The organism is Ralstonia sp. GX3-BWBA, from assembly GCF_003290055.1.
GTDB classification, from domain to species: Bacteria; Pseudomonadota; Gammaproteobacteria; order Burkholderiales; family Burkholderiaceae; genus Ralstonia; species Ralstonia holmesii.
In genome coordinates this window covers 1-21651 of the sequence record NZ_QMKS01000022.1, presented here as the reverse complement: position 1 = coordinate 21651, position 21651 = coordinate 1, and the positions used below count along the sequence as shown (strand labels likewise).

Sequence of the window (21651 nt, the reverse complement as noted above, 5' to 3'; positions counted from 1 at the left end):
GGCTTGGCTCACTGGCGCTACCAGTGGGTCCGGCGGCCATGATGGTGTTGCTGCACCATCGCGGTCGCCCGTCTTTACGGCTGGATGTGGATACCAGCCGATTCAAGCGTGCGCAGGCTGGTTGCTGCGCACGTTTGATTTCTCTCTGGGTGGGCCGAGCATGAGGGCTCATGCCCTGCCGGTTCCTGGGTCCGGTCTGCCAACGTGTTCGGTCTGCCCACCTCTTCCGAGCCACGTCCTTTGTACTGTCGCTTATGATGGGCCGAGAGGGTGCGTCCCCTCGGGAGCTTGGCCTGCTGGGTCCCGTGCGCTAACCTTGCTTTGACCCACCGCCTACACGCCAATCAGGTTCATCTCGATGCGACTCACCATTGTGCTTCCGCTCGTTCTTCTCGCGTCGGCCTCATTTGCTGCGGATCGCGAGTCATGCGCAAGGGAGGAATCCCCAGACCGCATCATCGAATGCATCGAAACGGGTATTTTCAACCCATGCGATTGGGGCGGAGGACCCCATAGCTTTTCTAGCGCTCAGTGTGCTCGAGCATCGCTGGAGATCGCAAACAGAGAACTCCGCGCGACTGAACATCGCGTCGAAGATCGCCTGCGCCAAAGCAGTAGCACCGAGGCTCAAGCCAGGTTCGCGCTCACTCAGCAGCAGTGGAACACATTTCGCGAGAGTTACTGCCACTTCGTAGAAAGCCTCGATCCCCATGAGACCTCTTCCGATTGGCGCACGCTAAATACCAGCGCTTGCGAAGAGCGTCTCGCAAAAGAGAGAAACAAGGAACTCAAAGTTCTGCTCGACGCAGACTACTGACATTCCGCTAGCCGCGCCGCACCCCTCCATCAAGATCAATTGTTAAACCGCCGCCGACATGCGACCCGCTCCCCTAATCTTGCTCCTTGCCGTCGCCCCAGCAGTAGCCCAAGTAGGCTTCTACAAGCGATCAGATCCGCCCGGCGTGGCACGGCAGTGGGGCGAGCTATGTATTCAAAAAGGGGCCGAAGGCGCGTTGAAGGTGAGCCTATTCGGCGGGTACTGCCCGACCGTGGGGAGTGACTGCGCCAACATGCGCTTTGATGAAATCGACTTCGAAGCAGAACCCAAGAAAGGCGTCCTGCTCCATCAAACTGATGTGTGCAAGCTCAAGGTTGTGCTCCGTAAGAACGGAGCCAGCGTTACCCAAAAAGGGCACTGTAGCGATTACGACCTGCTGGCTGGTACCTATGCTAAGCGCGCTTCAGAAGTCTGGGAAAACGACTGCAGTCCGCTTGGGCCGGATGAGCATCATGAATGACCGCGATGGTCCCTTTTCTTATCCCAGTGTTGCCGGTACAGCAACCCGAGTTTTCGCAGCATTTATCGCCCCAAGGCCGCCATGCTGCATTCTTTTTAGGATTTGAGCGTAGATCTCTCCAGCATCAAGGTTTGCCGTGTCGCGTTGGCCAGCTGGTCAGCGCGTTCCTTTGTAAGTTGTTCTTTGCACTAGGGGACCTATATCTCCTCGCCGCTACTGGCGGTAGTCCTTGCTGGCGGAAATGTCGTACGTGGTGACTAAGTTTTCCAACTCGGCCACGCGCGCGGACGATAACCTGCTCTCGCAAGCGGCGACTGCAATACCTGGTTGGTCGCCCCTACTCGGGTTGCCATTGCGAACAACAAGCTCCTCGACATGACACGACTGGCGACGAAAGTTCAGCCATGCACGTTGTGCTGCCGCGAAGCTTTCGGCTGCGTGCAACGGCGGGCGATTGGGGTATGAGTGACTGTATTCCTTGTCGACCTTCCTGAGGCCTATGAGAACTTGCGAATAGACAGCACCCAACTTTCGCTCAATTACCAAACTCTCTCGGTCAGCACATTGCGCGACATCGGCCGACGTAACAGGATTGCCGCAATCGGTACTTGCATAAGCCACGCCACCCCATGCTAGGAGCGAAGCAGTCAGCAACAAGGGAGCTCTGATCATCATCGGCTCTTCTGAGGTCTCAGTTCCGAGTGGCTACGGCCGCTGCTTTCTCGATGTCTCTCCGGACAATGTGAATCGCTGCGACGGCTCCAGAAAGCGCAATGCTGGCGAGCCAAACGTAGTAGCCGAAGCGCACCTCGTATGGGTATTCGCCCGAGTCTCCCACTGCAATTGTCTTTCCGGCAAGGAACGTGAGAGCCACAGCTAACGCAACAACAGCTGCGGTAACGGCAGCATAAAAATGGCCCATCTGAAGTGCAATCCACGAACTCCACAGTATTGGGTTCGCCAGCCATGAAAAGTGACCGGCGAAGAGTCCGATAGGCCCAAGCAATAGAGCTGCCCAGCCGTAGTAAACCCCGGCTTCGGCATAACCTATTGCGGGATGATATGCGGGCGTAGCCAAGCAAACGATGTATAGGATTCCGCTAAGCATTGCGAGCGCACGTTCAACCTTCCGCTGCCTTACCTTCATAAGTTCCACACTCTCTCTATCGGTGTCGATGACCGCTCTTGGCCGGAAGCGGACGGCGACTGCCGCATATTCAGTGCAACACCGGCAGCCAGAAAGACCCCTCCATGACGGCGACGCATTTTCCGCCGACTCGCACTGTCGATGTGCCCCCTCTTATTTCGCAAGAAGCGAGGAGCGTGCTCGGGCGCCCCATGTCGACGCCTTGTCGCACACGTAACGTCAACTCCGACACCGAGCGGGCTGCTGCCAGAAGCGCTACGGTTGCGCCTGTTGCACTACCGGTAGCGGGGTCTTCTGTCATGCGCGGGGTAAACATGCGCGACTGTAAATCACAGCCTGCCTGGATGCCGTCGTCTCCCACATCTTGCGTGTACGCATAAACAGACACGGCGCCATCAAGCGGTAAGGTTGCCTTGTACGCAACCGGGTTCGGCACGCAGCGGCGCAATGCGTCTCTCGACCGAACCTCAACAATGACGAAGGGCAGCCCCACCGACGCGACTATCGGCGGGTGGACGGCAACTCGAATGTCATCGGCATCAAGCGAGAGGCATGCGGCAACACTCTCGACAGGAACCTTGGAACGCAGAGACAACTGCTCTGGCGCAACAAGTTCGCCGCCAACAACAGCAGCGCCTTCCATGAGCTGTCGGACAGGAACAACTCCGCCCGCCTCATCAAAGACCAGAGTGTTCGGCAACGCCTTGCCGGCTTCTGCGGCTTTCGTGGCAAGCACAAAGGCAGTCCCAATATTCGGGTGGCCCGCAAACGGAATTTCCCGCAACGGCGTGAATACCCGTACCCAGGCAGTGTGTGACGGGTCTCGGGGCGGGAAGACGAAGGTAGTCTCGCTGTAACCGAATTCAGCGGCGATGGACTGCATTTGCTCCGTCGACAAGCCCTCGCAATCCAGCACCACCGCGACTGGATTGCCCTGGAGAGGGACATCGGTGAACACATCGGCTGTCACGTAGCGGCGCTTCATGGTTGCTCTTCTATGTGGGATTGTTGGCCAGCGCGCGTTCGCGCCCCTGCAAGTATCTCAGTTTCTCCGCATCCCGCTCGGCCCCGGCGAAGAGATCGACAAGATCCGCCGCATCCTCTCCAGATAGCTCACATCGGCCGGCGGCTCCATCGCCCAGGCCGGCGCCGGGCCGATCTTCACCTGCGCCGGCACTGGCGTCGGGCTGGCAACGGGCGCGCACTGACATCCGTACATCGCCAGCAGCAAGAGCACGCTGCAGGCGCGCGTTTTCAGCGGTGGCACGTTGCATCTCCGAGAAATGGGTACGGTCGAGCGCGTCGAGCTGGTCGGTAAGCTGCCGGTGTTTGTCGATGGCAGCCCGCAGCGCCGTCACGACGGTATCGACGGCGGCCTGGCGCTCGATGGCGTGGTCGCGTTGCATCTGCGCGATGGTCTTGTCGTAGCGGTTGGCCTGCCAGCCCCACGCGGCTGCTGCAGCCACTGCCACCACTGCCACCAGGCGGATCATTGCGAAGTTCATTGGCTTTGCCTTGTCGGATGATGTGGGTGACCCACAGGCCCGCCACCGCCAGCGCGCAATGCAGTTGGACGGTGGCGATGTCGTGATTGGCGCCAAGCGCGGTGGAGGCGCTGCCGAGCGCGCACAGGGCGACTGCGCACAGCAGCAGCGCGCCGCGCAGCCCGTGCGGAATGGCCTGCGTGAGGGCAGACCAGGCCGCGCCCGCGCAGATGCCCACGAGCGCCACGATGTCGATGGCGGTGAGCACGTCGTTTTGGCTGATCGTCATTCTTTGCGGCCTCCCATCCAGCGTTGGGCTGCCTGCTGCAGCCAGTCGTGCACCAGGCGCCGCAGCGCCGGAAGTTCGCCGTATGCGTAGCCGACGATGGTCAGCCCGAATACGCCGGCGATGAACTTGATGGCGTCGGACTCAAGCCCCGCCGGCACGTGCCACAAGGCAATCACGCCGTTGCCGAGGTAATGCGCGCAGGCAATGCCCAGCAGCAGCGCTGCCACGCGCTGCACCGGCGTGCCCGGAATGAACCGCAACGACACCAGCGCACCAGCTGGGGCGTAGTTGAAGGATTCCGTTACGCGCGCAAAGCCGCCGGACTCATGCCCGATCTGCGCGATAAAGGCGGCTTGCTGCGCGGGCGTGAAGATGCCAAAGCGCTTGCACGTGGCCTCGATGTGCAGCCACCAGCGATCCGCAAGCGCGGGCGGCAAGGCGGCGGCCTTGCTGAAGGTATCTTTGTTCATGGCTTGGAAATGAAAAAGCCCGCCGGGTGGCGGGCTGTTTGGGATGCGGCCGCAGTTGCGAGCGTGTGGGTCTTGTTACTTGGGCGGTGCGGGAATAGCCAGGTTGGTGACCTCGGCCGCCTTCTTCGGCTTGCCCTGCCCCGCCTTGGCCTTGCCGGTGCTGCCGCCGTTGAGGCTCACGTTCACGAGCCAGCTTTTGTTGGCGTAGATGTGCGTGACCGTCTCGGCCAGGTAGTCGCCGTCGGCTTGGGCTTTGAAGCCTTGCAGGCGCAGCGTTTTCTCGGCGACGATGCACCCTCATTTCACGAAATCCAATCACTGTGAAAGCGGACGTATCTCGAGCAAGGGCTCGTCGACACAAAAACTCCGACGAAATGGCAGTCCCCCCGTGCAACCTCCAGAGGTGTGCCCCTGTCAGGGTTCAGCTTGATGCAGCATAATTTCAAACGTTTTTCAGTTGGGCTCCAAACCCTCGCACCACAATGCCTTACGTCGTTACCGAATCCTGCATCCAGTGCAAATACACAGACTGCGTCGCCGTCTGCCCTATGGACTGCTTCCACGCCGGCCCGAATTTCCTGGTGATCGATCCGGATGAATGCATCGATTGCTCGATCTGCGTGCCGGAGTGCCCGGTGGGCGCGATCTATCCGGCGGCTGAAGTCCCAGCGGATCAGCAGGACTTCATCGCCTTGAACGCAAAACTCTCGCGCCGCGCCGACTGGCCCCGCCTGACCAAAGTGCAGCCGCCGCTGCCCGATCATGCGCACTGGGCGCAGGTGAAGGACAAGCGCGATGTTTTGGTCATCGCTCCCGACTGATTCGACGCTTACCTCGCACAGGACATCTCCATGACTGAACGCATCCTGCTCACCATTGACGCTGGCGTGGCCGAAGTCCGGCTCAACCGCCCCGAGAAGATGAACGCCATCGACCCGGCCATGTTCGAAGCGCTCGTCACCGTTGGTGAACGCCTGATGAACGAGGCGGATCTACGCGCCGTGGTGCTGTCCGGTGAGGGGCGCGCCTTCTGCGCAGGGCTGGACATGGGCAGCATGGCGAGCCTCGGCAGCAACGATGCGGATTCGGATGTCAGCGCTGGCCGTCTTGCCAAGCGCACGCATGGGGCGGCCAATCTGCCGCAGTACGCCTGCACGGTATGGCGCGATCTGCCGGTGCCGGTGCTGGCTGCGGTGCATGGTGTCGCTTACGGCGGCGGCCTGCAGATCGCGCTGGGCGCAGACGTGCGCTACGTAGCCGCCGACACGCGCCTATCGGTCATGGAAATCAAATGGGGCTTGGTGCCCGACATGGGCGGCATGGCGCTCACGCGCGGTCTGGTTCGCCCGGATCGACTGCGCGAACTGATCTACAGCGGCCGCGTCGTCAATGGCGAAGAAGCCTGCGCCCTGGGGCTGGCGACGCACGTCGTGGACGATCCGCGCGCTGCGGCGCTGGCGGCAGCGCACGACATTGCGCAGAAGAGCCCCGATGCCATCCGCGCCGGCAAGCGCTTGATGCGTGTTGTGGAAGACGGCGACACAGCCACCATTCTGCTGGCCGAGTCGATCGAGCAAGATCGGCTGATCGGCGTGGCCAATCAGCGCGAGGCGGTGCTGGCCGGTATGCAAAATCGCGCGCCGGTCTTTCAGCCGGCCGCGAAATATGAAGGGAAATAGTCCGACGCGAGCAACTCAGGCGGCGGCGTGCTTGCCGCCCATCGAGGCGCGCATGGCGTGCGAACGGCTGACCACCTCATCGCGCAACTTCGCGCGCAAACCCAGGGCAAATGCCGTCTCGGCCACGAGGAACAGCGGGCCGATCACCAGGCCCGCCAGGTCGTCAACAAACGCCGGCTTGCGTCCTTCGTAGTAGTGACCGACAAACTGGATGATCCAGCCGATCACGAACAGGCCGATGCCCACTGACAACCAAGCCGCCGTCGAATGCGCGGCCACATGGTTGCCCGCCCACACGCACGCAGCGATCAACGCGAACATCACCACGCCGAAGATCGCGTCCAAGCGCAGGTAGAACAGCGTCGTGAGGGCCAGCAAGACCAGCGCGGGTGTCACGGGCACGCCTGACAGGTCAGCCAGCACGGGCCGCGACAGCAACACCGCGACCGCCAGCACAATCGCCGGGATGCCGACAAAGTGCGTGGCGATATTGCGACCGTCCAGGTGATAGGCGGCGTAGTTGGAAAGGTGGTCAGACAGGGTCCGCATGAGGGCCTCCGAATTTTTGTGCGTTTGCAGCATGGACGCTCCAGCCGCACGCTCGTTATGATCGTTTCATCCTAGTCAGTGGATAGCACGCCGCTCTGTCGCGTAGCCGACAAATTCCACGTTTCCGAAGCGTTCCTTAGTCGCCCCTCATGGACCACCCCGTCGCCACATCCGGCGCGCTGGATGCCCCCTCGTACCGCGAACGCCTGCACGCCAGCAGTTGGTTCGGCACGCTGGACGCGGCCTTGCAGGACGCATTGATCGACATTGCGGCGGTGCGTCGCCTGGGCGCCGGCGAGATCCTCTTTCAGCGTGGCGACGCGCCCGACGGCCTGTACTGCGTGGTGGAAGGCACCATCCGCATCGGCGCGACGAGTGCGGACGGTCGCGAAGCCCTGCTGGCCGTGCTGGAACCCGTCAACTGGTTTGGCGAGATCGGAGTGTTCGACCGCCAGCCCCGCACGCATGACGCCCGCGCCGACGGCAATACGGCGTTGCTCCACATGCCACAAGCGGCGCTGATTGCGTTGCTGGATAGCTCACCCGCGCTGCTGCATGCGTTTGCCTTGCTACTGACCCACAAGCTGCGCCTGACCTTCATCGTGCTCGAAGAGACCGCCCTGCTGCCGGCCCCCGTGCGTGTGGCGCGGCGCCTGCTACTGATGGCCGACGGCTACGGCGACCTGCGCCTGGGCACGCGGCGTGTGCTGCACGTGCCACAAGAGCAGCTTGCGCAATTGTTGGCACTGTCCCGCCAGACCGTGAACCAGGTTTTGAAGGATTTCCAGGCGCGCGGCATCCTCAGGCTGGCTTACGGAGAAATCGAACTGCTGGACTTTGCGGGCCTGCACCAACTCGCATATGAGGTGGCAAGGGGATGAAATTTCATCCAATACCCCTACATGCGATGGGATAGGACCGATCCTATAATGTGTTCCCACTCGCACATTCGCCCTTCGCATGGTGCGGAGTCGGCGATGCGAGTGTCCTTCAACGGAAGAGAAACATCATGCCCCGCCAGACCCCCATCGAGCGCTATCGCAACATCGGCATCTCGGCGCACATCGACGCCGGTAAAACCACCACGACCGAGCGCATCCTGTTCTACACAGGGGTCAATCACAAGATAGGCGAGGTGCATGACGGCGCGGCCACGATGGACTGGATGGAGCAGGAGCAGGAGCGCGGCATCACCATCACGTCGGCGGCGACGCACTGCATGTGGCGCGGCATGGCAGGGGACCGCCAGGAATATCGCATCAACATCATCGACACCCCGGGCCACGTCGATTTCACCATCGAGGTGGAGCGCTCCATGCGCGTGCTCGACGGCGCGTGCATGGTCTACGACTCCGTGGGCGGCGTGCAGCCGCAGTCCGAAACCGTCTGGCGCCAGGCCAACAAGTACAAGGTGCCGCGCATTGCGTTCGTCAACAAGATGGACCGCATCGGTGCGGATTTCTTCCGCGTCGAGCGCCAGATGCGCGACCGCCTGAAAGGCAATCCGGTGCCGATCCAGATTCCCGTTGGCGCGGAAGATCATTTCCGCGGCGTGGTCGACCTCGTCAAGATGAAGGCCATCGTCTGGGATGACGCGAGTCAGGGGGTCAAGTTCGAGTACGTCGACATTCCCGAAGAGCTGAAGGCTACCGCGCAGGAGTGGCACGACAAGATGGTCGAAGCCGCAGCCGAGGCCGATGAAGCCCTGCTGGACAAATACCTTGGCGGCGAAACGTTGTCCGAGGAAGAGATCAAGCGCGCCCTGCGCCAGCGCACCATCGCCGGCGAGATCGTACCGATGCTGTGTGGCTCTGCGTTCAAGAACAAGGGCGTGCAGGCGATGCTCGATGCGGTGGTCGACTACCTGCCCTCGCCGGTGGACATTCCGTCCATCCAGGGCCACGGCGAGAAGGACGAACCGCTTGAGCGCCATGCCAGCGACAGCGAGCCCTTCGCTGCCCTCGCCTTCAAGATCATGACCGACCCGTTCGTCGGCCAGCTCGCGTTCTTCCGCGTGTATTCGGGCAAGATCAATTCGGGCGACACGGTCTACAACTCGGTCAAGGGCAAGCGCGAGCGCCTGGGCCGGATCCTGCAGATGCATGCCAACCAGCGCGAAGAGATCAAGGAAGTGCTGGCCGGTGACATCGCCGCCGCGGTGGGCCTGAAAGATGTGACGACGGGCGAAACGCTGTGCGATCCGGAGCACGTCATTGTGCTGGAGCGCATGGAGTTCCCTGAGCCCGTGATCAGCCAGGCTGTCGAGCCCAAGACCAAGGCCGACCAGGAAAAGATGGGTATCGCCCTGAACCGCCTGGCACAGGAAGACCCGTCGTTCCGTGTGAAGACGGATGAGGAATCCGGCCAGACCATCATTTCGGGCATGGGCGAATTGCACCTGGAAATTCTGGTTGATCGCATGAAGCGCGAGTTTGGCGTGGAAGCAACGGTCGGCAAGCCGCAGGTGGCTTACCGCGAAACCATCAAGAAGGCCGCTGAAGACGTCGAAGGCAAGTTCGTCAAGCAATCTGGCGGACGGGGCCAATACGGCCATGCGGTCATCACGCTGGAGCCGAACGACGGCAAGGGCTACGAGTTCGTCGACGAGATCAAGGGCGGCGTGATTCCGCGTGAATTCATCCCGGCGGTGGACAAAGGCATCCGGGACACGCTCAACACGGGCGTGCTGGCGGGCTACCCGGTGGTCGACGTCAAGGTGCGCCTGACCTTCGGCTCATACCACGACGTGGACTCGAACGAAAATGCGTTCCGCATGGCCGGCTCGATGGCCTTCAAGGACGCCATGCGCAAAGCCGGCCCCATCCTGCTTGAACCGATGATGGCCGTGGAAGTGGAAACGCCGGAAGACTACATGGGCAACGTGATCGGCGATCTGTCGTCGCGGCGCGGCATGGTGCAAGGCACGGAAGACATTCCGGGTGGCGGCGGCAAGGTCGTGCATGCCGAGGTGCCGCTGGCTGAAATGTTCGGCTACTCCACCAACCTGCGTTCGCTCAGCCAGGGCCGTGCAACGTACACGATGGAGTTCAAGCACTACGCTGAAGCACCGCGCAACGTGTCGGAAGCCGTAATGTCGGCCAAGAAAGTCTGACTTTTTGCTTCATCCGCTTGCGGCCGCCCAGTGCGGCCGCAGTGCTTTACGGCCTAGCCTGCCGGCAGGTTCTCGACGCAGAAATCGATGAATGCATGCACCTTGGCCGGCAGGTAGCGACGCGATGGATACAACGCGTACAGCGCAAAGCGCTCATCCGGCCAATCCGGGAACAGGTCGACCAGTTGACCGCTACGCCGCAGCTCTTCTGTACCGAGCGCCATCACCTGGGCAATGCCCGCGCCCGCCACGCATGCCGCGTGCATCGTGCGCACGTCCGACACCGTCAGCCGCCCGGCGGGCCGGATCTCGATGCGCTCGGTCTGGCGCCAGAACTCCCACTCGTACGGGCGCCCCGTCACCGGGTTGTAGAACAGGATGCGTTCGTGTGAGGGCACATCACGAGGATGCGCCGGCTTCCCGCGGCGCGCGATGTAATCCGGCGATGCCACGGTCACGATGCGCGTCTCGACCAGCTTGCGCGCCACGAACGAGCCCACGGGCGGCGGCCCAAAGCGGATGGCCAAATCAAAGCCATCGGCCACCAGATCACCCACGTCGTCCCGCATGATCAGTTCGAGCGATAAGTCCGGATGGCGTTCGAGAAAACCCGCCACTGGTGTCGCCAGTGCCATCCGCGAAAAAAACGGATCGACATTCACCCGCAAACGCCCCTGCACCGCGCCAACTGCACCCGAGGCCATCGCTGCGGCATCGGCGATGCCCGTCAGATGCGGGCTGACCTGTTCGTAGAGACGGCGGCCTTCATCAGTCAGCGTGAGTGAACGCGTGGTCCGCTCAATCAGCCGCACACCGATGCGCGCTTCCAACCGGCTGACCGCGCGGCTGACTCCGGACGGCGACAACCCGAGCGCATCGGCCGCGCGCACGAAGCTGCCGCTTTCCGCCACCGCCGCCAGCAGCGTGATGCCGGAGAACAATTGCCCATCGAACGTCATGCAATCCTTTTCATCCCGCAGCCATTTCGGGAGTTTTTTCACGAATGATTTGTATGGTACGCACTTTATTCAAAGATCGGCAATCGGCACCATGCCGTCCATCGTTCATGGCAACCGAAGGAGCCACACATGCAACTAACGTTGAAGACGCAGGGTGTTTCCATTCCCCGGCTGGGCCTCGGCACATTCCGCGTGGCGAGCAACGTATGCCAACCTGTCGTCGAGAGCGCGCTGGCGCTGGGGTATCGGCACATCGACACCGCCGCGATGTATGGCAACGAAGATGCCGTCGGCGCGGCCATCGCTGCCTCGGGCCTGCCGCGCGAAGAAGTGTTCGTCACCACCAAGGTCTGGCATGACCAGCTCGCACCGCGCGCCATTCCACTGGCATTGGAGCAGAGCCTTGCCAAGCTGAAACTCGATTACGTCGACTTGTACCTCGTGCATTGGCCATCACCCCACATGGATATGGCGGCAACGATGGAAGCGATGATGGCGCTGCGTGACAGCGGCCGCGTGCGGGCCATTGGTGTGTGTAATTTCAACCTGCCGATGCTCAAGACCGCCATCGACACGATCGGCGCGCCCCTCGCTTGCGTGCAGGTGGAATACCACCCGCTCTTGGATCAGTCGGCGCTGCTGGCCTACCTGGGCAGCAATGGCATTCCGCTCACCGCCCATGCACCGCTCGCACAAGGGCGCGCGGCAGAAGACGCCACGTTGCAGGCGATCGGCCGCAAGCACGGCGCATCAGCCTCTCAGGTGGCCATTGCATGGTTGCTGGAGCAACCTAACGTGATCGCCATCCCTAAGGCCCAGCGGCGTGAAAACCAGCAGGCGAACCTTGATGCGCTGCGCCTGCGCCTGGACGACGCAGACCGTGCCGCCATTGACGCCTTGCCAAAGACGCTGCGTTACGTACAGCCAGCCTTCGCGCCCGATTGGGATGCCGTGCCTGCCTAACGCAGCCACATCAGCCACGCGTACACGATGCCCGCCGCAGCCAAGAGAAACGGCATCGAGTACGCGTGAAACGCCCACCAGGCACGCCGGTCGCCCAGCATGCGCAACGCAATCAGGTTGGCCAGCGACCCGATGAGCGTGCCAAATCCGCCCACGCTGACCGCAAAGGCAATCATCGGCCAGTCATGCGAATACTCGGCTAGCAGGATTGCCGCCGGCACGTTGCTGATGATCTGCGACACGCCAATGCCAGCCCAGTACAGATGCATTGGATCGCTCAACGCCAGTGCGTCCAGCGCCTGCCGGACGATGCCAAGCTGCGCCACCAGCCGGAGGTCAATGAACATCAGCATGAACACGAGCAGGAGGCCCCAGTCCACCCGGGCCAGCACATAGCGCGCACCGATCAGGTACAGCATGATCAACCCGGCCGCCGCCACCAGCGGATGGCCCAGATCGGTCAGCACCAGAAACGGCACGTACAGCACGAGCGCCGGCACCAACAGGCGCTTGTGCAATTCCACGTCGCCGGTTTCAGCATGCAGATGGATTTCGTGCGAGGCAAACGCCAGCCACGTCACCAGCAGGAGCAAGGCCATCAGCAACACGACCATCGGCGTCATCTGCCAGACAAATGAACCAAACGACAGCCCGGATTGATGCCACAGAAAGAGATTCTGCGGATTGCCGATCGGCGTGAGCGCGGAACCCGCGTTGACCGCCAGTGCCTCGAATATCACCAGACGCGCCACCGGCAGCCTGGCGACCTGCCGCAAACCGACGGTGAGCGGCACGATCACGAACAGCGCCACATCGTTGGTCAATACGGTTGACAGCACCGCCGAAGCCCCGACCAGGCTGAGTGCCAGCGCACGCTCGCTGCTGACCACTTCGACCAGGCGCCGGCCGAGCAACTGAAGCATGCCGCTGGCCTCAACCGCCTTGGTCAGGATGAGCAGACCGGCCAATGCGGCAATGGTGTGCCAGTCAATCAGGCCCGGATATTCAACGATGCGCTTGGGGGCTGCGAGCGTCAGTCCACCACAAATGGCCAGCAGCGCCCAGAAGAAAACGTCTTGTTTGAGGTTGTGCCAGAACGGCGGGTGTTGCGGTACGGCTTGCGCCATGTGCGTGCTTGGCGGATCGCCGTGCATAGGAAAGGAGAAGGAAACGTTAGCGCAAACGCGCACAAACCAACCGGGCGCGGTTTGCCCGGCCGATTGTAGTGCGACTGCTTCCTGCGCTCAATCGCAAGCCGGGCGCTTGCGTGCCCGGCCTGTACGAGATGGATCCGCTTACGACTCGCGCGAACCCGAACCACCCGGACGATCTGAGCCGCCCGACGAACCGCCTGCACCGGGGCGGTCCGAAGACGCCATGCGCGAGCGATCCTCCGCGCTGCCGCCCGCATGCGGTGCACCTTGCTGGCCAGCTTGGCTGTGCGAGGCACCCGGATGATAGGCGGACTGCGGATGGCGCTCCGGCCCGCGATACTGGCCTGCCAGGCCATGACCGCCGCCCGTGCCACCCATCGTGCCCTGCTCCGAACGCTCGTGGCCAGCTTCCGTGCCGCCGCCCGCTTGCGTTGGCTGAGTCGGATGATTGGCAATCACGCGCTCGATCTCGGCAACGGCTTCTCGCGGCGCCAGAACGACCTCCAGCCCCAGCGCGCCGGCCACGGCCATCAGCGTCGACAGGCGGGGATCGGCACGACCGGATTCCGCGCGCAAATACGCTTCGCGAGAGATACCGGCCATCTTGGCGACATCTTCCTGTTTGAGCTTGCGCGACTTGCGCAGACTGTGTAATTGCTTGAAAGGCTGTTCCATCTGTTCGCTCCTGCACCTGAGATGGGAAACACCGCCGGGTCTGGACCCGAACGATGGGCTGAAAATATGCGGGTCGGGTGGCTGCACCTTCATCCGCGGTCATGCACAACACGGCAACAGCGGCGATTCATCTATGCACGCCGTTGCACACGTTTTTGGGGGCGGCCTCCGTGATGTGTTTTCTACAGAGTAGACGTAATTTCGACTGCACCCAATATCGACGCGTGATGAAAGCGCATCTCATCGACCGTGTTTATGGTGACAAGGCGCCTTGAGGGTCAGTTCCCTCACAGATGCCGCTTTCTTCGCTTGGTAGGCAGTTTTTGTGACGCCTCAAGCGCAAATCCTTGCACCCGCACTGCATTTCGTCGATCCGCGCTTGCCCTATCCACCAATTGGAGGGTGCTCTGCGGGAAAGAACCGCCTGAGCCTCCTGTGGCACCGTCGGGCGACTGCGCGTGCTTCTCGTCACGCAATTGCCGTGCCGGAGGTGACGCGGCGGTCAGTTGGGCGATTGGACAAGAATTAATGGAAATCGCGGCTGGAAGTGGCAAGGCGCCCCAGAAGTGGGGTCAGATCCACCAGATGCTGGGCGACAAGATGTCGGGGCTCACGCTCACATTGCCATTTGCCGTAGACGCCCAGCAACTGGGCGTTCAGCACTTCGCGTCGCTGACGCTCGATCAAGTGCGGCCAGAGGATGACGTTGAGGGCGCCCGTCTCATCTTCAATGGAAACGAAGATGGTGCCGTTGGCTGTGCCCGGCCGCTGCCGCACCGTGACAATGCCGCAAGCGCGCGCCAGTTGGCCGTTGCGATAGCCGGCCAGCGTGGCGGCAGTGGCAAAACGCATGCGTTCGAGCCGTGCGCGCAGCAGCCCTACCGGATGGCTCTGCAGCGACAACCCCAGGCTGCCGTAATCCGCCATCACCTCCTCACCAATGGGCGGCGCTGGCAGCTCGAGCGGCGCCTCCACCGGCCGGGCCTGGCGCAGCAGCGCATGATCGTGGCCGGGCTCCTGCAGTGCGAGCGTTTGCCATAGCGCCTGACGGCGGTGGCCGGCCAGGGGCTTGAGCGCATTGGCTGCGGCCAGCACGTTCAGGTCGTGGCGGTCGAGCGCGGCGCGATGGGCTAGATCCTCCACGCTAGTAAATGGCGCTTGGGCGCGAGCCGCTTCGATGCGCTCGGCAGCTGGCTTGCGCATGCCCCGAATGCGATTCAATCCGAGGCGGATGTCGGGCTGCACCACGCCACCGTCACCGGCATCGTCATCGGTGCGGGGATGCAGCGTGCTGTCCCATACGCTGGTCGTTACGTCCGCTGGCAGCACGCGCACATGGCTGCGCCGCGCCTCCTGCACCAGTTGCGACGGTGAATAGAACCCCATCGGCTGGCTGTTGAGCAACGCCGCAAAAAACGCCGCCGGCTCGTGGCATTTCAGGAAGCTGCTGACGTAGGCCAGTTTGGCAAAACCTGCCGCATGGCTTTCGGGGAAGCCGTATTCGGCAAAGCCTTCCATCTGCTTGCACAGCGCTTCGACAAAAGCGGGGTCGTAGCCCCTCTTCTCGACCATCGCATGCACCAAGCGCTCCTGATGCTGTGTGAGATTGCCCTTGCGCTTCCAGGCAGCCATGTCGCGGCGTAAGCGGTCAGCATCATCCGGACTGAAATCGCCGGCCTTCATGGCGATCTCCATCACCTGCTCCTGGAAGATCGGCACACCCAGCGTGCGTTCAAGCACGGCTTTTACCTCGGGCCCGGGGTATGTCACGCAATCGGTGTTGCCATTGCGCTTGGCCTCGCGCCGCTGCAGATACGGGTGCACCATGCCGCCCTGGATCGGCCCGGGCCGTACGATGGCCACCTGGATCACCAAGTCGTAGTACTCGCGTGGACGCAGACGCGGCAGCATCGACTGCTGCGCACGGGATTCGATCTGGAACACGCCGATGGTTTCTGCGCGGCAAATCATGTCATAGGTTTCCGTGTCGTCATCGCGCATATCCTGCATGGCAAGCTTGCCGGTTGCGCCGTAATGCTCGCGCCGTCCGGGCAGCGCATCCACCATATCGAGCGTGCGACGGATAGCCGTCAGCATGCCCAGCGCCAGTACGTCCACCTTCAGCAGGCGCAACGATTCGAGATCATCTTTATCCCACTGGATGACGCGACGGTTTTCCATCGCCGCATTCTCGATTGGCACCAGGCGCGAAAGCTTGCCCTGCGCAATCACGAACCCGCCCACGTGCTGTGACAGATGGCGCGGAAAACCACGTAACTGATCCACCAGTTGCGCCCAGCGCAGCACCAACGGCGATTCCGGGTCCAGACCCTGCTGGCCCGCGCGCTGGGCAAATTCCTTGCGGCTATCCCACCACGCCTGGCCCTTGGCCACCTGCTCGATAATGCCGAGATCAATACCCAACGCGCGACCTACGTCACGCAGTGCGCTACGCGTGCGGTACGTAATGAGCGCCGCCGCCAGCGCGGTACGTGTCACGCCGTACTTGTTGTAGATGTACTGGATGACCTCTTCGCGGCGCTGATGCTCGAAATCGACATCGATGTCGGGGGGCTCATTGCGCGCGCGCGAAAGAAAGCGCGCGAACAGCGTGTTGCCACTGTCCGGGTTCACCTCGGTAATCTGCAGGCAATAGCACACCGCCGAATTAGCCGCCGACCCACGTCCCTGGCAGAGAATTCCCTGGCTGCGCGCAAACTTCACCACGTCATAGACGGTCAGGAAGAACGGCTCGTAACCCAGTTCGGCAATTAGTCCGAGTTCCTCCTGGATCTGCTCGCACACCTTCTCCGGCACGCCGTTTGGATAACGCTTTGCGGCACCGGCCAACGTTTCCGCACGCAGGTATTCGGCCGGTGTCATACCTTCAGGCACGACTTCGCTCGGATATTCGTACTCGATCTCGTTGAGGGAAAAATTGCACAACGCCGCCAACTCCACCGTCCGGCGCAGGATCTTGGCACCGCGCTTGCCTTGATAGAGAAACGCGAGCTGCATGCGCGTGCGCATCGCTTGTTCAGCGCTGGGTGCAAGTTCCAGGCCGCATTCAGCAAGCGGCTTGGACAAACGGATGGCGGTCAGCACGTCGTGCAGCGGCTTGCGTTGGCGCGTGTGCATCTGCACGCCGCCGGTCGCGACCATGGGCACATCGATCTGCTCCGACACCGCCGCGACCATGCCGCGATGGCGGTCATCCGCGTACCGTAGCGGCAACTCCAGCGCAATCGATAGCCGATCACCAAACACGCGTTGGCACCACCACGCCTGAGCCAGCAGTTGCTGCGGGTCGGGATCGTAATCAGGCAGCAGAATCGCCAGGCAATCGGGCACGCCGCGCAGGTGAGCGAGCTCACCTTGGGGCGCGGCCAAATCGTCAGCCAGCAAACGGTATTCGCCCTTGGGTGCTGCCAGCCGCGCGTGCGTGATGATCTCGCTCAGGTTGCCGTAACCCTCGATGTTCTGCGCCAGCAGCACCAGCCGCAGCCAGGGTTCGCCATCGGCATTGCGCACCGTAAAGCGGCTGCCGATGATGAGCTTCAGTTCATGTTCCCTGGAAGCCACAAGCGCTCTCGCGGTGCCCGCCACAGAGCATTCGTCGGTCAGCGCCAGCGCTTGATAACCATACAGCTTGGCGCGCTCCACCAGTTCGTGCGGATGCGACGCGCCGGTCAGGAACGTGAAGTTGCTGATGCAATGCAGCTCGGCATAGTCGGGCAGAACAGGGAGTGGCGTGGTCGAAGTCATGACGTGCTTAGCCGAACAAGCCGTGCAGATACCAGCGGGCGTCCTCATCTCCCGCGTTGGCCTTGCTTGCGGAAACGCGCTCGCGATACACCCAGTAACGCTCGCCTTTTTCTCCCTCGACGATGAAGTAATCGCGCTTGATGAGGTCGTCGTCCCACCAGCCGGATTCAATGCGCTCGGGCATCGACACCAGCCGCAACAGCCCGCGGTAATACGGATAGTGCTGACGTGTCAGCAGCGGAATCGGCTTCTCCAGCAGCCACAGCGGGCGCTCCGGCTGCTGAGCGTGCCACTGCGCCAATGCTTGTCGCGCGGCAGCACGGCTCTGCGCGGTGGTTGCAGCATTCACCTCGACCCAGTGGTTGGCGCGCTCGGGACGATGATCGGCACACGGCTGCGGATGACGCACGTTCTCAGCACCCAGCCGGGCGATCAGCGTGTCGATCAGACGTGCAGCATCTTCAGCGCGACCACCGGGTTCGGGAAACAACGATTCCGTAGGCGGCGCGAGCGGCGTAGCGTCGGTCACCGTCAGGCGCAGTTCGACCACCGGGGCGATCAGCGTGAGCCGATGCACGCGCTCATGCAGCACCCGCGACAAGTGCGCCAGCGTGCGAACCGGCTGTGCCAGCGCGATCTCCACCGGCGTGGACGAAGCGGCATCCTCACTGCTCCGGCCGCGCCGGCGTTCGTGCTCCAGCGTGAGTCGATACGTCTTGGCGCCCAACTGAAGCGCCGACAGCCAGCCGACCAACTGCAACAACAATTGCTCCGAGGCCGCCAGCACACCTTCCGCGTTATCGATACGGCCTGGCAATTCCAGCGGCACATCGAAGCGCAACGGGGCGGTAAACCACGTGAAACTCTCGTGCCCGTTGCCATAAGCGGCGTCGAGCGTATCCACCAGCAACGGCCCGCAGCGCCGCCGCAGGCCGCTACGCGGCAACTCGCGCAAATCGGCCAGTGTGCGGCAGCCGAGGCCTTCAAGCCAATCGGGCCGCGTGAGTCGCGCCACCGCATCGACCGGCAATTGATCAAGCAACGCCGACAACCGCTTCTGCCGCACCGCCCTCCGCACACGCCCTTGACGTACTGCCGTGCGACGGCCACGTACCGGCATCGGTTGCGCACTGGCAAGCCATGCCGCACCGCGTGCCGTCGGTCCGGTGCCAAGCTGCGGCATGGCGCCCAACCGAACCGCGCAATACTTCACCGCCCGACACAGCGCACGATGTCCGCCGAACAAGCGCAAGCTGGCCTTGACCTCCAACAACACCGTCGCCTCATCCACCACATCCAACGTGACATGCGGCGTGAATGCCAGCAGCGCCAGCGCCAGCGATTGCAGCAACCGTGCCTCGGCCGACACGTCACGATCAAGCTGTACAGCATGCGGTACCAACGCCTGCGCGCCCGCCTGGCGCAGGCCTGCATGTACGCCTTCGCGCATCGCCAAGCGATTGGCCGACACCACGCGCCCCTGCTCCAGCACGACGACCGGCAAAGGCAGCGCGGCCGGGTCAGACCATCGGGGTCGAAGCGCGTCGAGTGGGAGACGGGGCAGATGCACCGCGATCCAGAACGGCATGATCGGAAGTGTGATGATCGGAAACGTCCGACAAAGCGTTGAACGCAACAGAAGACGAAGGAGACGAAAGCGCGGCCAGCAATTTCGCCGTGGCCGGATCCATGATGAACGGCTCTACCAACGGCACAGGCAACGGACGCACGGAAGCGCGACCGGCCCGAAGCGGATCCGCCAACGGCAGCAGCAACGGAGATTCACGCAACGGCCCACGCCGCTTGTGGAAGAGGATGGACAGCGCATCGGCGCCAGCCGGCTCCAGCCCCAGCCGCAGCACCGCCGGCGACGACTCACGCTGCGCCTGAGCCGGCCGGAACACCCAGATGGCGCTCTCTCCCGCCTGGGCCAACACTTGCAGCCTGCGCAACTCTCCTGGGCGTGCCCGGTTAAGCCAGATCAGCACACCATCGAAAGCCTTGCAGCGTAGAACCTGCTCGGCTGCCCACAGAAGATCAGCCGGCTTGTCAGCGCGCACCCAGACGATTTGTTCAGGAGAGAAATCCCAGCCCACCAGCCTCACTGCATTCGGCAGATGCGGCGGAGCAATCAGCGCGATGCGCCCTGCGCCCGTGCACAGCGTAGACAATGCCGGACGCAGCAACCGGCATTCACCAATACCGGATTGCGGGCACAGCAGCTCGATCAATCCGCCGAGGGGCCAGCCACCACCGGGCAATTCGGCATTCAGCGAGTCATACCCAGTGGTCAAAACGCGCCCGTCGCTTCGCGCCAGACGGCCTGCGCTCCACAATGCCGGATGTAGCGTTTCAGGTGATGGCACCGTCGAGGCTTTCGGCACAGGCGAACGCAACCCTGACATCGCGCGTCCAGCAGGAACAGGGCACTCCGCCACATCTTCGGCGATAAAAAGAGACGGGGACAACGCAAACATGGGAAACGCCAAAGCAAGCCGATGAATACTGTATAAATATACAGTATCACAGCTTTCCTTCAACGCGGTTTAGTTTTGCGTGTGCGTTGCAAGAGGGCGATAGCAGCCTCGAAGCACTGGAGTCGAGAAACTCACGAAGCTAATCAGTCTTGCAGGGGAGTCCGCGGACGTCTCCGTTGGGAGGCGTTTTGTTTTTGGGGAGAGGCGGAGGGGAATGTTGCTGGGATCTGGCTGGGATCAATGCAGCAAGCCGGGTGCGAGCCGATTGCGCAAAGGCAAACACCCCAGCTCTAAGGTAGAGCTGGGGTGTTGTATGGGAGAGCCTGGCGATGACCTACTTTCACACGGGAATCCGCACTATCATCGGCGCGGAGTCGTTTCACGGTCCTGTTCGGGATGGGAAGGGGTGGTACCGACTCGCTATGGTCACCAGGCTATGACTTGTCGTCCCGTTGACGAGGTCAACGGGACCAATATGGGAATGTAGATTTTGGGTTGTGAGTTGTGTGTATCAGGCACAAGGCGGACCCAGCCGGAAACATACCGGTTATAGGATCAAGCCGCACGGGCAATTAGTACTGGTTAGCTGAACGCATTACTGCGCTTCCACACCCAGCCTATCAACGTCCTGGTCTCGAACGACCCTTCAGGGAGATCAAGTCTCCAGGGAATCCTCATCTTCAGGCAAGTTTCCCGCTTAGATGCTTTCAGCGGTTATCTCTTCCGTACATAGCTACCCTGCGATGCCTCTGGCGAGACAACAGGTACACCAGCGGTACGTCCACTCCGGTCCTCTCGTACTAGGAGCAGCCCCCGTCAAGATTCCAACGCCCACGGCAGATAGGGACCAAACTGTCTCACGACGTTTTAAACCCAGCTCACGTACCTCTTTAAATGGCGAACAGCCATACCCTTGGGACCGGCTACAGCCCCAGGATGAGATGAGCCGACATCGAGGTGCCAAACACCGCCGTCGATATGAACTCTTGGGCGGTATCAGCCTGTTATCCCCAGAGTACCTTTTATCCGTTGAGCGATGGCCCTTCCATACAGAACCACCGGATCACTATGTCCTGCTTTCGCACCTGCTCGACTTGTCGGTCTCGCAGTTAAGCACGCTTTTGCCATTGCACTTTAGGTACGATGTCCGACCGTACCAAGCGTACCTTCGAACTCCTCCGTTACACTTTGGGAGGAGACCGCCCCAGTCAAACTGCCTACCATGCACTGTCCCCGACCCGGATTCACGGGCCAAGGTTAGAACCTCAAACAAACCAGGGTGGTATTTCAAGGTCGGCTCCACCGAAACTAGCGTCCCGGTTTCAAAGCCTCCCACCTATCCTACACAGATCGGTTCAAAGTCCAATGCAAAGCTACAGTAAAGGTTCATGGGGTCTTTCCGTCTAGCCGCGGGGAGATTGCATCATCACAAACACTTCAACTTCGCTGAGTCTCGGGAGGAGACAGTGTGGCCATCGTTACGCCATTCGTGCAGGTCGGAACTTACCCGACAAGGAATTTCGCTACCTTAGGACCGTTATAGTTACGGCCGCCGTTTACCGGGACTTCAATCAAGAGCTTGCACCCCATCATTTAATCTTCCGGCACCGGGCAGGCGTCACACCCTATA

General features: G+C 61.9%; 19 protein-coding genes and 2 rRNA genes. 7 read left to right on the top strand and 14 right to left on the bottom strand.

Annotation, left to right across the window (positions count from 1 at the left end):
- The first annotated feature begins 358 nt into the window (after positions 1-358).
- Positions 359-817 carry a lysozyme inhibitor LprI family protein gene (locus tag DOD19_RS20535; protein WP_112187732.1) on the top strand — a complete coding sequence of 153 codons (459 nt, stop codon included), beginning with the start codon at positions 359-361 and terminating at the stop codon, positions 815-817.
- A 79-nt stretch (positions 818-896) separates the two neighbouring features.
- Positions 897-1298, top strand: a complete 402-nt coding sequence (locus DOD19_RS20530) for a hypothetical protein (protein WP_162634410.1) — start codon at positions 897-899, stop codon at positions 1296-1298.
- 213 nt (positions 1299-1511) lie between these two features.
- On the opposite strand, the gene DOD19_RS20525 is transcribed toward DOD19_RS20530, so the two are convergent.
- The 5 genes from DOD19_RS20525 to DOD19_RS20505 form a co-directional block, all read right to left on the bottom strand.
- Positions 1512-1970, bottom strand: coding sequence for a lysozyme inhibitor LprI family protein (locus DOD19_RS20525; protein WP_239498074.1), 459 nt, complete (start codon positions 1968-1970; stop codon positions 1512-1514).
- Between the two features lie 19 nt (positions 1971-1989).
- The gene (locus DOD19_RS20520; RefSeq protein WP_162634409.1) at positions 1990-2454 is read right to left on the bottom strand and encodes a hypothetical protein; all 465 of its coding nucleotides are present in this window, start codon (positions 2452-2454) and stop codon (positions 1990-1992) included.
- Between the two features lie 61 nt (positions 2455-2515).
- Positions 2516-3430: a PhzF family phenazine biosynthesis protein gene (locus tag DOD19_RS20515; protein WP_112187724.1), complete on the bottom strand. Its 915-nt coding sequence runs from the start codon at positions 3428-3430 to the stop codon at positions 2516-2518.
- Positions 3431-3440: 10 nt separating this feature from the next.
- Positions 3441-3950 carry a lysis system i-spanin subunit Rz gene (locus DOD19_RS20510; RefSeq protein WP_112187722.1) on the bottom strand — a complete coding sequence of 170 codons (510 nt, stop codon included), beginning with the start codon at positions 3948-3950 and terminating at the stop codon, positions 3441-3443.
- 264 nt (positions 3951-4214) lie between these two features.
- The gene (locus DOD19_RS20505) at positions 4215-4688 is read right to left on the bottom strand and encodes a hypothetical protein (protein WP_112187720.1); all 474 of its coding nucleotides are present in this window, start codon (positions 4686-4688) and stop codon (positions 4215-4217) included.
- Positions 4689-5170: 482 nt separating this feature from the next.
- On the opposite strand from DOD19_RS20505, the gene fdxA reads away from it, so the two are divergent.
- Positions 5171-5509, top strand: a complete 339-nt coding sequence (fdxA, locus tag DOD19_RS20500) for a ferredoxin FdxA (RefSeq protein ID WP_024979044.1) — start codon at positions 5171-5173, stop codon at positions 5507-5509.
- A gap of 30 nt (positions 5510-5539) precedes the next feature.
- Positions 5540-6367 carry a crotonase/enoyl-CoA hydratase family protein gene (locus tag DOD19_RS20495; RefSeq protein WP_112187718.1) on the top strand — a complete coding sequence of 276 codons (828 nt, stop codon included), beginning with the start codon at positions 5540-5542 and terminating at the stop codon, positions 6365-6367.
- A gap of 15 nt (positions 6368-6382) precedes the next feature.
- Here DOD19_RS20495 and DOD19_RS20490 read toward each other — a convergent pair whose 3' ends face one another.
- The gene (locus tag DOD19_RS20490; protein ID WP_112187949.1) at positions 6383-6916 is read right to left on the bottom strand and encodes an Mpo1-like protein; all 534 of its coding nucleotides are present in this window, start codon (positions 6914-6916) and stop codon (positions 6383-6385) included.
- Positions 6917-7065: 149 nt separating this feature from the next.
- On the opposite strand from DOD19_RS20490, the gene DOD19_RS20485 reads away from it, so the two are divergent.
- Together DOD19_RS20485 and fusA are read left to right on the top strand one after the other, a co-directional pair.
- Positions 7066-7797, top strand: coding sequence for a Crp/Fnr family transcriptional regulator (locus DOD19_RS20485; protein ID WP_024979047.1), 732 nt, complete (start codon positions 7066-7068; stop codon positions 7795-7797).
- A 128-nt stretch (positions 7798-7925) separates the two neighbouring features.
- Positions 7926-10028: an elongation factor G gene (fusA, locus tag DOD19_RS20480; protein WP_024979048.1), complete on the top strand. Its 2103-nt coding sequence runs from the start codon at positions 7926-7928 to the stop codon at positions 10026-10028.
- 53 nt (positions 10029-10081) lie between these two features.
- Here fusA and DOD19_RS20475 read toward each other — a convergent pair whose 3' ends face one another.
- Complete coding sequence (locus DOD19_RS20475) at positions 10082-10987, bottom strand: LysR family transcriptional regulator (RefSeq protein WP_112187711.1); 906 nt, start codon at positions 10985-10987, stop codon at positions 10082-10084.
- A gap of 129 nt (positions 10988-11116) precedes the next feature.
- Here DOD19_RS20475 and DOD19_RS20470 point away from each other — a divergent pair, with 129 nt between their 5' ends.
- A complete protein-coding gene (locus tag DOD19_RS20470; protein WP_112187709.1) occupies positions 11117-11950 on the top strand; it encodes an aldo/keto reductase in 834 nt (277 codons plus the stop codon).
- Here the strand turns inward: DOD19_RS20470 and DOD19_RS20465 are convergent.
- From DOD19_RS20465 to DOD19_RS20435, 7 genes are all read right to left on the bottom strand, one after another.
- The gene (locus DOD19_RS20465) at positions 11947-13104 is read right to left on the bottom strand and encodes an anion transporter (RefSeq protein ID WP_112187707.1); all 1158 of its coding nucleotides are present in this window, start codon (positions 13102-13104) and stop codon (positions 11947-11949) included. The genes DOD19_RS20470 and DOD19_RS20465 overlap by 4 nt on opposite strands.
- Positions 13105-13245: 141 nt before the next feature.
- Entirely contained in the window at positions 13246-13779 is a 534-nt protein-coding gene (locus DOD19_RS20460; protein ID WP_024979052.1) for a helix-turn-helix transcriptional regulator, read from the bottom strand.
- Positions 13780-14304: 525 nt separating this feature from the next.
- Positions 14305-17544: an error-prone DNA polymerase gene (locus DOD19_RS20455; RefSeq protein WP_112187705.1), complete on the bottom strand. Its 3240-nt coding sequence runs from the start codon at positions 17542-17544 to the stop codon at positions 14305-14307.
- A 7-nt stretch (positions 17545-17551) separates the two neighbouring features.
- Positions 17552-19132 carry a DNA polymerase Y family protein gene (locus DOD19_RS20450; RefSeq protein WP_112187703.1) on the bottom strand — a complete coding sequence of 527 codons (1581 nt, stop codon included), beginning with the start codon at positions 19130-19132 and terminating at the stop codon, positions 17552-17554.
- On the bottom strand, positions 19065-20021 hold the full coding sequence (gene imuA, locus DOD19_RS20445) for a translesion DNA synthesis-associated protein ImuA (protein ID WP_037032359.1): 957 nt from the start codon (positions 20019-20021) through the stop codon (positions 19065-19067). The genes DOD19_RS20450 and imuA overlap by 68 nt, the downstream gene beginning before the upstream one ends.
- Positions 20022-20342: 321 nt before the next feature.
- Positions 20343-20455 (bottom strand): 5S ribosomal RNA (rrf, locus tag DOD19_RS20440).
- A gap of 117 nt (positions 20456-20572) precedes the next feature.
- Positions 20573-21651 (bottom strand): 23S ribosomal RNA (locus DOD19_RS20435); the annotation flags it as partial.